Origin of the sequence: Streptomyces chilikensis, from assembly GCF_001642695.1 — a bacterium.
Lineage (GTDB): Bacteria > Actinomycetota > Actinomycetes > Streptomycetales > Streptomycetaceae > Streptomyces > Streptomyces chilikensis.
Window position 1 is genome coordinate 217,165 of record NZ_LWCC02000005.1, and the last position, 12,140, is coordinate 229,304.

14 protein-coding genes and 1 riboswitch are annotated in these 12,140 nt (G+C 75.3%); of the genes, 4 read left to right on the forward strand and 10 right to left on the reverse strand.

The window, feature by feature from the left end; genetic code table 11:
- Positions 1 to 164: 164 nt before the first annotated feature.
- A complete protein-coding gene (locus A2U95_RS01125) occupies positions 165 to 1,538 on the reverse strand; it encodes an alkaline phosphatase PhoX (RefSeq protein ID WP_166020378.1) in 1,374 nt (457 codons plus the stop codon).
- A 276-nt stretch (positions 1,539 to 1,814) separates the two neighbouring features.
- Positions 1,815 to 1,878, forward strand: a riboswitch (guanidine-III (ykkC-III) riboswitch).
- A gap of 32 nt (positions 1,879 to 1,910) precedes the next feature.
- Between A2U95_RS01125 and A2U95_RS01130 the strand changes: the two genes are divergently transcribed.
- Positions 1,911 to 2,228 carry a DMT family transporter gene (locus tag A2U95_RS01130; RefSeq protein ID WP_166020379.1) on the forward strand — a complete coding sequence of 106 codons (318 nt, stop codon included), beginning with the start codon at positions 1,911 to 1,913 and terminating at the stop codon, positions 2,226 to 2,228.
- 31 nt (positions 2,229 to 2,259) lie between these two features.
- Here A2U95_RS01130 and A2U95_RS01135 read toward each other — a convergent pair whose 3' ends face one another.
- Together A2U95_RS01135 and A2U95_RS01140 are read right to left on the reverse strand one after the other, a co-directional pair.
- A complete protein-coding gene (locus A2U95_RS01135) occupies positions 2,260 to 2,994 on the reverse strand; it encodes an ABC transporter permease (RefSeq protein ID WP_166020380.1) in 735 nt (244 codons plus the stop codon).
- Between the two features lie 2 nt (positions 2,995 to 2,996).
- Complete coding sequence (locus A2U95_RS01140) at positions 2,997 to 3,938, reverse strand: ATP-binding cassette domain-containing protein (protein ID WP_166020381.1); 942 nt, start codon at positions 3,936 to 3,938, stop codon at positions 2,997 to 2,999.
- 106 nt (positions 3,939 to 4,044) lie between these two features.
- Here A2U95_RS01140 and A2U95_RS01145 point away from each other — a divergent pair, with 106 nt between their 5' ends.
- Together A2U95_RS01145 and A2U95_RS01150 are read left to right on the forward strand one after the other, a co-directional pair.
- Positions 4,045 to 5,271, forward strand: a complete 1,227-nt coding sequence (locus tag A2U95_RS01145; protein WP_206282790.1) for a sensor histidine kinase — start codon at positions 4,045 to 4,047, stop codon at positions 5,269 to 5,271.
- A 121-nt stretch (positions 5,272 to 5,392) separates the two neighbouring features.
- A complete protein-coding gene (locus A2U95_RS01150) occupies positions 5,393 to 6,055 on the forward strand; it encodes a response regulator (RefSeq protein WP_166020382.1) in 663 nt (220 codons plus the stop codon).
- A gap of 23 nt (positions 6,056 to 6,078) precedes the next feature.
- Here A2U95_RS01150 and A2U95_RS01155 read toward each other — a convergent pair whose 3' ends face one another.
- Complete coding sequence (locus A2U95_RS01155) at positions 6,079 to 6,282, reverse strand: type II toxin-antitoxin system VapB family antitoxin (RefSeq protein WP_166020383.1); 204 nt, start codon at positions 6,280 to 6,282, stop codon at positions 6,079 to 6,081.
- Between the two features lie 49 nt (positions 6,283 to 6,331).
- Positions 6,332 to 7,039 carry a carbon-nitrogen hydrolase family protein gene (locus A2U95_RS01160; protein ID WP_166020384.1) on the reverse strand — a complete coding sequence of 236 codons (708 nt, stop codon included), beginning with the start codon at positions 7,037 to 7,039 and terminating at the stop codon, positions 6,332 to 6,334.
- Between the two features lie 106 nt (positions 7,040 to 7,145).
- Between A2U95_RS01160 and A2U95_RS01165 the strand changes: the two genes are divergently transcribed.
- Positions 7,146 to 7,895, forward strand: coding sequence for a hypothetical protein (locus A2U95_RS01165; protein ID WP_166020385.1), 750 nt, complete (start codon positions 7,146 to 7,148; stop codon positions 7,893 to 7,895).
- Positions 7,896 to 7,995: 100 nt separating this feature from the next.
- Here A2U95_RS01165 and A2U95_RS01170 read toward each other — a convergent pair whose 3' ends face one another.
- The 5 genes from A2U95_RS01170 to A2U95_RS01190 form a co-directional block, all read right to left on the reverse strand.
- Positions 7,996 to 8,682 carry a ribonuclease FAU-1 family protein gene (locus tag A2U95_RS01170; RefSeq protein WP_166020386.1) on the reverse strand — a complete coding sequence of 229 codons (687 nt, stop codon included), beginning with the start codon at positions 8,680 to 8,682 and terminating at the stop codon, positions 7,996 to 7,998.
- A gap of 179 nt (positions 8,683 to 8,861) precedes the next feature.
- Positions 8,862 to 9,659: a class I SAM-dependent methyltransferase gene (locus A2U95_RS01175; RefSeq protein WP_166020387.1), complete on the reverse strand. Its 798-nt coding sequence runs from the start codon at positions 9,657 to 9,659 to the stop codon at positions 8,862 to 8,864.
- Between the two features lie 226 nt (positions 9,660 to 9,885).
- Positions 9,886 to 10,860, reverse strand: coding sequence for a prolyl aminopeptidase (gene pip / locus A2U95_RS01180; protein WP_166020388.1), 975 nt, complete (start codon positions 10,858 to 10,860; stop codon positions 9,886 to 9,888).
- A complete protein-coding gene (locus A2U95_RS01185) occupies positions 10,853 to 11,536 on the reverse strand; it encodes a DUF998 domain-containing protein (RefSeq protein ID WP_166020389.1) in 684 nt (227 codons plus the stop codon). The genes pip and A2U95_RS01185 overlap by 8 nt, the downstream gene beginning before the upstream one ends.
- A 180-nt stretch (positions 11,537 to 11,716) precedes the next feature.
- Positions 11,717 to 12,133, reverse strand: coding sequence for a VOC family protein (locus A2U95_RS01190; RefSeq protein ID WP_166020390.1), 417 nt, complete (start codon positions 12,131 to 12,133; stop codon positions 11,717 to 11,719).
- Positions 12,134 to 12,140: the final 7 nt, after the last annotated feature.

Below are 12,140 nucleotides of genomic sequence, written 5' to 3' on the forward strand. Positions count from 1 at the left end.
AGTCTGGACCACGCCGGTGCGAAGATCACGGCGCACCCCGTGCCCCCGTACGCCCGGCGCCCGGGGACGTCCCCGTGGGCGGGGTCCACCGTGATCGCCGGGCGTACCACCGGGCGGCTCCCGCGCCTCGCGGGGCCCCGGGCCGCTCCCTCCCCCGCGGTGCGCTACCTCCGCCAGGGGCCCGTGACCGCGAAGGTGGTGCCCGGGTCGTAGCAGTTGACGTACATGGTCCCGCCGTCCGGCGAGAAGGCGACCCCGGCGAACTCGCCCCACTCCGGCGCCTCTTCGGTACCGATGTTCTGGGCGTTGCGGGCCATGGCGTAGACCTCGCCGCGCCGGGTCACGCCGTAGACGTGCTGGGCCCCGCTGCCGTCCTCGCAGACCATCAGCGAGCCTCCGGGCGCCAGGCAGATGTTGTCCGGGGACTCGCCCGGCAGCCGGACGTCCGAGCCGGGCCCGAAGACGATCACCAGGGTGAGGCGGCGGGCCCCCGGGTCGTAGCGCCAGACCTGGCCGTGGTGGTCGGCGCCGGATCCCTCACGGGTGCGGGCGTAGGAGGAGACGAAGTAGACCGAGCGCCCGCCCCAGTAGCAGCCCTCGAGCTTCTGCCCGCGGGTGACGCCGCCCCTGCCGTAGTCCTGGAGGCGGGTCGGGGTCCGCGCGGCCAGCGGGTCGGGGACGTCCACCCACCGCACGCCGCCGAAGCTCGCGCCGGGTTCGTCGACGACGGAGAGGTCGGGCAGGTCCGGCACCCGCATCGCCTGGAGCCGTCCGCCCGCGCGGAGCGAACCGAGGCGGCCCTCGGGCCGGTCGGGCAGGAAGCGGTAGAACAGGCCGAACGGGGCGACGAAGGCGTCCTCGGTCTCGTAGACGACGCCGTGGACGGGGTCGACGGCGACCGCCTCGTGCTGGAAGCGGCCCATCGCGGTGAGGGGCACCGCGCCGCTGCGCCGGGGATCGGCGGGGTCGACCTCGAAGACGAAGCCGTGGTCCTTCGCGTACCCGGCGACCCCGGCCTTGTCCTCGGTCTCCTCGCAGGTCAGCCAGGTCCCCCAAGGAGTGGGCCCGCCGCTGCAGTTGACCGCGGTGCCGGCGACGGCCACGCGTTCGTCCACGACCGCGCCGTCGGGACCGTCCAGGGTGATCGTGGTGCAGCCGCCCTTGGAGGCGGGGTCGTAGGTGAGCCCTTCGACGGTGGGCACGCCGAGTGCGGCGGTCGCGCGGTTCTCGTGGTTGCGGACGAGGTGGACGCGGCCCCTCCTGCCGGGCAGCGCGGTCATGCCGTCGCAGTGGGAGGGCACCGGTCCCTCGCCGGACCGCAGGGCCTCGCCCTCGCGGGAGAGCACCCGGTGGCGGAAACCCTCCGGCAGGTCGAGCAGGCCGTCGGGGTCGGGTATCAGCGGGCCGTATCCCGCCTCGGTGAGCGGCAGCGCGGAGGCGGCGGACGCGGAGAACAGCTCCGCGACGGCCCCGGAGACCACGATGCCCGCTCCGAGGGCACCGGAGCGGGCGAGCATCTGACGTCGTGTGGCGGACATGTGCGACCTTCCTGCTGGCGGACAGGAGCGTGATCAGCCGTGTGTACCACGTCACCTCGGGGCTCCGGAACCACGCCTGCACCACCCGGCCGGACCGTCCCGCGCCCTGCCGTCCGGCGGGAGCGGACGCGTGCGGTCCCCGGCCGGGCCGTTCCCGCCCGCCGGGGCTCCCGGACCCGCCGCACCCCGCTCGCCGGTCCGCCCTCCGCGAAGGGTGGTCCGGCCCGGTGCCGCGACGGGGCACGGCACCGGGCGCGACGGTCGTGTTAGCCTCGGCCGTGGTCGCCCCGCGCGGCCCCGGACGAGCGCGTCGTACCCGGTGAGGACAAGACGGCGTACCGACTGCCGTCTCCTCCGAAGGGTCCCACCGCCATGTCGGCCTGGCTCGTACTGATCGTGTCCGGACTGCTGGAAACCGTCTGGGCCGTCGCCCTGAACGCGTCGCGGGGCTTCTCCCGCCCGGTCCCTTCCCTGGTCTTCGCCGCCGCCCTCCTGCTCAGCATGGGCGGGCTGGCCCACGCCATGCGCTCGATACCGATCGGCACCGGTTACGCGGTCTGGGTCGGCATCGGCGCCGTCGGCACCGCCCTCTACGGGATGCTCTTCCTGCACGAGCCCGCCACCGCCGCCCGTCTGATCTGCCTGGCGCTGATCGTGGGCGGGGTGGTCGGGCTGAAGTTCCTGCACTGACGCCCGGCGGCGCGGCGTCCGGCCCGGCCGGTCAGGCGTCGCGCCGCCGCACGGCCCACCATCCGGCTCCCAGCGCGACGGCCGCCCACGCCGCGGTGACGGCGAGGCTCGCCCAGGGACCGAGCCGCCCGGTCGCCGCCTCGCGGAAGAAGTGGTTGCCGGCCTGGTCCGGCAGCCAGACGCCGATCCCCCCGGCGGCGTCGCCGATCACGAACGAGCCGACCAGGACGAAGGGGATCAGCAGGCTGAGCGTGCCGACCGCGCTCCGCAGCAGGAAGGTGAGGCCGGCCGCGAGGAGCGTCATCAGCACCAGGTAGAGCGCGCCTCCGACGAGGGAGCGCAGCACGCCGGGATGATCCAGCCCGATGGCGTGCTCGCCGACGAGCGACTGGCCGACGAGGAAGGTCGCGAGGGTCGTCGGCAGGGCCACCAGCAGGGCGGTGAGCGTGATCACCGCGGCCTTCGACCAGTAGAGGAGGCCACGGCGGGGCACCGCCGCCAGGGAGACGCGCAGGGCGCCCTCGCGGTACTCCGGGGACACCGCGGTGGCGCCGTAGGCGATGGCCGCCGCCTGCGCGAAGTTGAGCGGGTAGAAGGCCCCCTTCACCAGGTCCCCTCCGTCCTCCGCCTCGGCCTCGCCGACGGTGGCGAAGACCAGGGCGGTGACGGCGACGGTGACGACGAGGACCGCCAGCAGCGATCCCCAACTCGCCCGCACCGAACGGATCTTGATCCATTCCGAGTGGATCACGGGTGCGACGGACATGGTCAGACCTCCCGGGTGCCGGTCGTGGTGCGCGGGGACGCCGCGGCGAACTGGGCGGCCCCGGAGGTGAGGGCCAGGTACGCGTCCTCCAACGACACGCGCACGTCGTTGAGTTCGAGGACGGGGATGCCCTCGCGGGCGGCCACGGCGCCGACCTCCTCGGCCGTGGCTCCCTCGACGACCCACCGCGCGCCTCCGGTCTCCCGGACCTCGTGGCCCTCGGCGGCCATGCTCGCCCGCAGACGCGCCGGGTCGCTGGTGCGCACCTGGACGCGCGGGGCGGAGCTGCGGTCGATGAAGGCGGTCGTGCCGATGTCGGCGAGCAGCCGCCCGCGGCCCAGCACCACCAGGTGGTCGGCGACCGCGGAGGTCTCGTTCATCAGGTGGCTGGACATCAGCACGGTGCGGCCCTCGGCGGCGAGCCGGCGCAGCAGCTGCCGCATCCAGACGAAGCCCTCGGGGTCGAGGCCGTTGGCCGGCTCGTCCAGCATCAGCACCGGCGGGTCGCCGAGCAGCGCGGCGGCGATGCCGAGGCGCTGGCGCATGCCGAGGGAGAAGGTCCTGACCCGGCGCCCGGCCACCGGGGCGATGCCGGTCTCCTCCAGCACCTCGTCGACCCGGCCCGTCGGTATCCGGTTGCTCGCCGCGAGGAGGCGGAGGTGGTCGCGGGCGGTGCGGGAGGGATGGGCGGAGTGGGCGTCCAGCAGGGCGCCGACGGTGCGCAGGGGGGTGTCCAGGGTGGTGTAGTCGCGTCCGCCGACGGTGGCGGCGCCGGAGGTCGGGCGGTCGAGTCCGAGGACCAGCCGCATGGTGGTGGACTTGCCGGCTCCGTTGGGGCCGAGGAAGCCGGTGACCCGGCCGGGCTCGACGGTGCAGGTGAGGTCGTCCACCGCCCGGGTGCCGCCGTACTCCTTGGTCAGCGCGGTGAGTTCGATCGTCGTCATGTCCCCAGCCTGCCGGGGCGGGGCGGCCGTGCCCTCCCCGCCCGGAGGGGTTCTCCTCCCCCGTGCGGGGGAGGGCCGCCCGGGCTCCGTCTGACAGCATGACCGGGTGCCTCGCCTCCTCCAGCCGCTGATCCGCGCGGTCACCTACACCCGGTGGCTGCACCTGGTGGTCGCGGTGATCCTGCCGCTCATCATGGCCATGGTCTTCCCGGGGCTGGTGGACCCCTCCCCGGCCGACTGGGCCCTGATCGCCCTGCAGCCCGTGCCGCTGCTGGTCCTGCTCGCCGCCCTGGTGCCGTCGGTCCGCACGGCCGAGGGACTGCAGGCCCGGCTGATGCTCTTCCCCGGCCCGCACGCCAGGGGCGGGAGGGGGAGGCCCGACGACGACCACGGCATCTCGGCCGCCCCCTCCGCCTCGTGGCACGACCGGCTGCGCACCGGCGTCTGGCTGGTGCTGCGGCTGGAGGCCGGGTTCGCCGTCGCGATGGTGAGCAACGCGGCGGGCGGCCTCTGCCTGGCCCTGCTCGGCGCGGCGTTCGGCGACACGGAACTCACCACCGCCTACCGCGTCCCCGGCACCGGCTGGTGGTACGGGACCCTGGTGGTGGTGGTCCTGGCGGTGCTGCTCGCCTTCGTCACGGTCGCCGGAGCCCTGACGGCGCGGGCCGCCAGGGCGCTGCTGGGGCCGTCCGCGCGGGAGCGGCTGGCTCTGCTGGAGGAGCGGACCGAGCGGCTGCTGGAGCGCAACCGCATCGCCCGGGAGCTGCACGACTCCATCGGGCACGCGCTCACCCTCGCGGTGGTGCAGGCGGGCGCGGCGCGGGCGGCGGGCGACCCCCGCTTCACCGAGCAGGCGCTGGGCGCCATCGAGGAGACCGGGCGGGCGGCGCTGGAGGACCTGGAACGGGTGCTGGTGGTGCTGCGCGACCCCGCGCGGCCGGCGGGTTCCCGGCGCGACCTGCGGGAGGCGGACCGGTTGCTGGAATCGGCCCGGTCCTCCGGCGCCCGGGTCGACGCCGAGGTGTCCGGACCGCTGGAGAAGGTGCCCGCTCCGGTGTCCCGGGAGGGGTACCGGATGCTCCAGGAGGCACTCACCAACGCGGTGCGCCACGCCGGTTCGCTGCCGGTGGGCGTGCGGATCGCCGTCGAGGGGGCCCGGCTGCGGATCGAGGTCCGCAACCCGCTCCCCGAGGAGGGGAGCACGTCCGGGCTGCGGGGCGGGGGCACCGGCGTCCGCGGGATCCGCGAGCGGGCCGCCCTGCTGGGCGGCGAGGCCTGCGCCGGGCCCGAGGGCGGGGTCTGGAGGCTGCGCGTGGACCTGCCGCTCGGCTGAACCGCCGCTTTCCCGGGCCCCGTCGCCCGGCCGAACCGCCGCTCCCCCGGCTCCGCCGCTCCCCGGGCCTCGTCCTCCGTGCGCCCCGTCCCCGCCGGCACCGTTGGACTAGGCTGTGCCGATGCCCCTCACCGTTCTCCTGGTCGACGACGAACCGCTGGTGCGCGTCGGGCTGCGCGCCGTCCTGGAGGCGCAGCCGGACCTCGAGGTGGCCGGGGAGGCCGCCGACGGGGCCGCCGTGATCCCGCTGGTGCGCCGGCTGCGTCCGGACGTGGTGATGATGGACGTGCGGATGCCGCTGATGGACGGCATCGAGGCCACCCGGGCGGTGCTGCGCACCGTGGACGACCCGCCGAAGATCCTGGTGGTCACCACCTTCGAGAACGACGAGTACGTGTACGGCGCGCTGCGGGCCGGCGCCGACGGGTTCCTGCTCAAGCGCGCCCGGCCCGCCGAGATCGTGCACGCGGTGCGGCTGGTGGCCGAGGGCGACTCCCTGCTGTTCCCCGCCGCGGTGCGGCATCTGGCCGCCTCCTACGGCGAGACGCGCGGCAACGCCGAGGCCCGGGCGCGGCTGGGGCGCGCGGAGCTGACCGACCGGGAGGCGGAGGTGCTGCGGCTGATGGCCCGCGGCCTGTCCAACGCGGAGATCGCCGAGCGGCTGGTCGTGGGCGCCGAGACGGTGAAGTCCCACGTCAGCTCGGTGCTCGCCAAGTTGGCGGTGCGGGACCGCACCCAGGCGGTGATCGCCGCCTACGAGTCGGGGTTCGTCTCGCCCGGCTGAGGCGGGAGCGGCCCCGCCGGCGGTCAGGCGCCCTGCGGGTCCTGCGGCGCGGCGTCGGTCTCCCGCAGCCGTTCGTCCGTGAGTTCCGTGCGCGCCTCGGTGCGGTGGCCGCGGGCGATGTAGTCGCGGACCACCAGTTCGACCGCGTCCTGGGGCGAGTTGGTCCCGGAGAGGACCATCACCTCCACGACGAGCTCGGCGTCCAGGCTGATGCCGACCTTGGCCACGGTTCCTCCTCGCCCCCGCCCGCCGGACGGCCGGGCGCTGCGGCCGACTCTAGCCGTTGTCCGGCGCGGGCAGGACCGCCCGGGCGAAGTCTCCGGGGAGCTCGCTCGCCTCGGCGAGGAGGGCGCCGTCGGCCGCCCAGATGCCCGAGCGTCCCGAGGTGCGGTCGAAACCGCCTCCGGTGGGGCCGGCGAAGGCGGCGGTGGCGACCCAGACGCCGTGGTCGGCGGCGACCCTGCGGGCCCGCTCGCCGTGCAACCCGGCCTCGGTGTCGGCGTGCACCACGCCGGCCACGTAGCCGTCCATGCCGAGGGCGGCCGTGGCGGCCGCGTGCTCGGGCAGACCGGTGTCCCGGCAGACGGCCAGGCCCAGACGCACCCCGTCCACCTCGACCACGGCCGGCTCGCCGGGCCGGAAGCGGTCCGCCTCGGTGCCGTGCAGGTGCGTCTTCCCGTAGACCACGCGGGCGCCGTCGCCGTCGACGGCGAGCACACCGATGTGCGGTCCGGGGACCGGCGCGCCGACCAGGGCCAGCGATCCGGTGTCGGCGCAGGCGGCGACGATCGGGGCCAGCCGTTCGTCGTCGGGGGCGACCGGGTCCGCGTCCAGTTCGTAGCCGGTGAGGGAGAGTTCGGGGAACACCACGACCCTGGCGTCCGCGGCCCGGACCGCCTCGGCGTGGGCGACGGCGTTGCCCGCCACGTCGTGGGCCGCGCAGCGGGGCTGCGCCACGGCGATGCTCAGGGGATGACCGGTCATGGGTGTCCTTCCGGAAGCGTCGGCCTGATCATCCCATGGCCTGACGGACGGGCCGACGCGCCCGGGGAAACGGGAGGGAACGGACATGCCGACATAGAGTCCGGCCATGGGTCACTGGCTGTACCGGAACGTCGTCGAGCCCGGAAAACTCCCCCTGCTCCTCGCCCTCACGGCGTTCGTCGTCACCTTCGCGGTCACCCGCCTGGTGACCCGGATGATCCGCGCCGGGCGGGGGCCGTTCCGCGACGTCGAGACCGGTGGCGTGCACGTCCACCACGTGGTGCCGGGGGTGGTGCTCACCGTGGCGGGCGGCTTCGGCGCGGTGGCGAGCGGCAACCACGGCTTCGGCGCGTGGGCGGCGGCGGTGGTCTTCGGCGTGGGCGCGGGGCTGGTGCTGGACGAGTTCGCGCTGATCCTCCACCTCGCCGACGTCTACTGGTCGGAGGCGGGCCGCCGGAGCGTCGAGGTGGTGGTGATCACCGCCGCGCTGGCGGGGCTGCTGCTCGCGGGGTTCCTGCCGTTCGGGGTGGACGGCCTCGACCAGGACGACCAGGAGGGCCGCGGCGCGGTGGCGGTCACCGTGGTCCTCCACTTCCTCCTCGCCCTGGTGACCCTGGCCAAGGGGAAGGCCCGGCTGACGGTGTTCGGGCTGGTGGTCCCCCTCGTCGCCCTGGTCGGCGCGGTGCGCCTCGCCCGCCCCGGCTCCCCGTGGGACCGCCGGCTCTACCGGAGCCGTCCGCGCACCCGCGCCCGCGCCGAGCGGCGGGCGCGCCGGCACGACCGGCGGTGGGCCGGCCGGACGCGCAGGGCACAGGACTGGATCGGCGGCCGCCCCGACGACGGGGAGGCCGGCTGACACCGGGCGGACGGGGTGTCCCGGCGGGCGGCCGGCGGGAGCGGGCGGCGCGACGCGGCACCCGGCAGTGCCCGGCCGGCCTCCGGGCCGTCCGGGCGCGTCACGGCTGCCCTCCGGTGACCGGGTGCGCGGCGGCCGTGCCGGACCGGCCGTCGCGCGGCAGGACCGGGGTGGGCCAGGAGGGGTTCCACCGCCAGGCCGCCCAGGTGGCCGCGTCGGCGAACGGGCCGGAGCGTTCCTCGATCATCGCGAGGGCCCGGTCGCGGGCGGTGTCCACGGCCCGGTGCTCGAGGTCGGTGACGATGCCGAGGCGCCGCACGTGCGCGTACTCGTCCTCGTCCTTCCACTGCCAGCTGGTCAGGTCGGGGGCGACGACCAGGTCGACGGTGAGGTCGAGGGTGTCGAATCCGCCCTCGGTACGGGTGGTGGGGTGCTCGAAGTTGACGTACCAGTTCCGCAGTCCGCCCTCGGTGTAGAAGGCGTTGACGCTGAACCACTCCGCCGGGGGTTTCCACAGCAGCACCTCGGTCTCCTGCCAGACCGCGGCCGTCAGCTCCCACCTGCCGGTGGCCATCGCGTCGAACGCCTCCGTGCGCACCGTGCGGTCACCGACGGCGCGGGCCTCGACGTACAGGGTGGGCCACCGGGTCCCGGCTCCCGGCGGACAGGCCACGAGCAGGGCCTCGCCGGTGTCGGCGACGACGCGCAGCGCGTGTTCGCTCCAGACGCGGCCGGAGCGGTGCACGTCACGGCGCACGACCGTCTCCCCCGGGGCGAAGTGACGCATCCGTTCCTCCTTCGGCAGAGCCGGACGTCCCGCTGTCGGCGGCACGCCGGGCGGCGGTCCCCTTCCCCCGCGTGACCGACCGCGTCGACGCACCGCACGGTTCCGCGGGTGGCGCGAGCACCGCGCCGGGCCACCGCCCGCTCCGTCGACCCGCGCCCGCGGGGACCTTCAGGATGCCCTCACGACGCCGTGAACGCCGCATCCCGTTCCCGCCGTTCCGGACGGCGGAAGAGCCCGGCCCAGAGAAACGGTTCGCCGAACGTCCCGGAGGCGGGGTCCGGCCGGCGCATCCGGCGGAGCTCCACCTCGGTCAGGTTGGAGAAGATCCACCGGAGGTCGTCGTCCCCGTACGCCACTCCCCCGTGCAGGCGGGCGTCGCGGTAGAGGTCGAGGTCGGGGAGTTCGGTGCCGGAGCCCTCCGCCCCGGTGGCGAAGCAGCTGAGGCCGAAGGACCCGCCGGGGGCGAGGAACCGGTCGAGGAAGGCCAGGTAACCGACGCGGCGGTGCGGCGGCAGGTGGTGGAAGCAGCCCGAGTCGTAGATCAGGTCGTACGGCCCGTCGAGGTCCCGCTCGGTGAGGGTGAACGCGTCGGCCCGGTGGAACGTCACCTCGACGCCCGCCTGTCCGGTGCGTTCACGCGCCCGGGCAAGCGCCTTCGGGGAGAGGTCCACCGCGTCGACGGCGAATCCGTGCCGCGCCAGGTGCAGGGTGTTGCGGCCCGGCCCGCACCCCAGGTCGAGCGCGCGGCCGCGGGTTCCCGGGGTGACGAGTCCGCGGTCGAGCCAGGACACCAGGCTCTCGTCGGGCCGGGCGGCGAAGAAGGGGACGCCGCGCGAGCGGTCGGCGTAGAAGCGGTCCCACCAGTCGGCGCCGCCGTCCGTCCACCGGTCGGCCTCGGGGGCGAAGAGCCCGTCCATCAGCCGGAGGACGTCGTCGGCCGTACGAATGCCGCGCATGCTCCGCGGGGTGCGATCCATGGCTGAACCCTAGAAGGCGCAAGGGAGTTGGCCCAGGTCGCGGCGGTCGCGCGGAGTCCCTGGGAGGGCTGCCGGCGGGCTGCGCGGAGTCCGTGGGAGGGACGCCCGGACGGTGGCGCGCCGTGCGGGGAGCCGCGCCCGCAGGGGTCTTCCCCGCCCCTTCCCGCGGGCGGCGGGGGGCACTTGTCGAACTCCTTTCGCCGGGGCCGGGGCCGGCGCGGCGGCGTCAGCGCCCGGCGAACCGGTCCAGCGCCGCCATCACGTGCCGGCGCGTGGCCCCCCCGCCGAGGTGCCCCTCCCGCTCCACGGTGATCAGCTCGGCGTCCGGCCACCGGCGGCACAGCTGCCACGCGGTGTCCAGCGGCGCGCTCAGGTCGATCCCGCCGTGCACCAGGACGCCGGGAATGCCGGTCAGCCGGTGGGCGTCGCGGATGAGCTGCCCCTCCTCCAGCCAGGCGCCGTGGGCGAAGTAGTGCGAGCAGATGCGCACCATCGCCAGCACCGCCTCCGACGGCCGTCCGCTGTACGGCTTGGCCGTCCTTCCGCCCTCGGCGGAGAGCACGGCGTCCTCCCACGCGCACCAGTCGGCGGCGGCCCGCGACCGCACCCCGGGATCGGGGTCGGCCATCAGCCGCGCGTACGCCCCGACGACGTCACCGTCCGGCGGGGTGCCCGGCACTCCGGCGAGGAAGCGTTCCCAGTCCTGCGGGAAGAAGCGGCCCACCCCCCGGTAGAGCCAGTCGATCTCGGAGCGCCGGGTGGTGGTGACCCCGGCGACGACGATCTCGGAGACCCGTGCGGGGTGCCGCTCGGCGTAGGCCAGGATCAGTGTGGAGCCCCAGGAGCCGCCGTACAGCAGCCAGCGGTCGATGCCGAGCGCCTCCCGCAGCGACTCCATGTCGGCGATCAGGTGCTCGGTGGTGTTGTGCTCCATGGGGACCGACGGGTCGCTCGCGTGCGGAACGCTGCGGCCGCAGTTGCGCTGGTCGAACAGGACGATCCGGTACCGCTCGGGGTCGAAGACCCGCCGGGCCGCCGGCGAACGGCCCGAGCCCGGTCCGCCGTGCACCACCAGGGCGGGCTTGCCCTCGGGGTTGCCGCAGGCCTCCCAGTACACCTGGTTGCCGTCGCCCACGTCGAGCAGTCCGCTCGCGTACGGCTCGAGGGGCGGGTACGGCTCGGACGGTTCCCGTTCAGGCACAGCGTTCCCTCTCCTCCGGCCGGCGCACCGGCGTGAACCGCGCGCCCCCGTCGGCCCGTCCGGACAGGCCGGCCAGTCCGAGTGCGAAGGCCCACAGCAGGAGCGGGTAGGCGGCGACGCGCTCCATTCCCCCCATGCCCAGGCCGAGGGGCTGACGGTACAGCAGCAGGCCGCAGGCGGTGGCCGCCACCGTACCCGATGCCGCGGCGGCCCACCGCCACGGCCGGGCGACCCGGTCCGCCAGACCGGCCGCCGCGAGGAGCAGACCGATGTTTCCGACGCCCATCGCCAGCGCCGCGCCCAGCACGTGCAGGTGCGCGTCGACGTCGGCGGGGGCGAGGCCGGCCAGGGCGAATCCGGTGGCCGCCGCGCCGAGCGCCGCCCTGGCCGCGGCGCCGGCCGGTCCGCGTCGCCAGAGGGTGCCGGTCAGCACCGCCCCGGCCAGGAACAGCACGCCCAGGACGACGAACGAGCCGTTCATCAGGGTGTGTTCGGGTGAGCAGACGTAGCGCGGTTGCGGCCCGCCCTGCGGGCCGCAGGTGACGTTGCCCAGGTCGCTGATGTTGTGCTCCGCCCAGCTGTACGGACGGCTCCACGCGGACTCGGCGATCCCGTGGACCACGAAGAACTGCGCGACCGCCACCACCCACGCGGCATGTCCCAGCCGGTCCCTCACCTGTGCCTCCTCGCACGACGATCGTGCGGCCAGTCGACCAGGGGACAAGGGTTCGGGCACGCCGGATGACCCCGTGCCGGTACGGAGGTCACCCGTCCGTACCGCGCCGCCGGACGCCCCGCCGGCGTGGCGACGGGCACCGGGACGCACGAAGCGGCCGTGCCGGAGCGGCCTTCCTCGTCAGCCCTTCCGCTGCTGGAAGCGGATCATGTTGCCGGCGGGGTCGCGGAAGGCGCAGTCGCGCACGCCGTAGTGCTGGTCGGCCGGCTCCTGCAGGACCTCGCCGGCGCCGCTGGAGCGGATGCGCTCGAAGGTGCCGTCGACGTCCTCGGTGGCGAAGACGACCGCGCGGAGCAGGCCCTTGGCCAGCAGTTCCGTCATGGCGCGCCGGTCGGCGGGCGAGGCGTTCGGGTCGGCGAGCGGCGGCTCCAGCACGACGGAGACGTCCGGCTGGGACGGGGCGCCCAGGGTCACCCAGCGCATGTTCTCGAACCCGACGTCGTCGCGCACCTCCAGGCCGAGGGCGTCGCGGTAGAAGGTGAGCGCCTTGTCGTGGTCGTCGACGGCGATGAAGCACTGCGAGAGCGTGATGTCCATGCGTTCC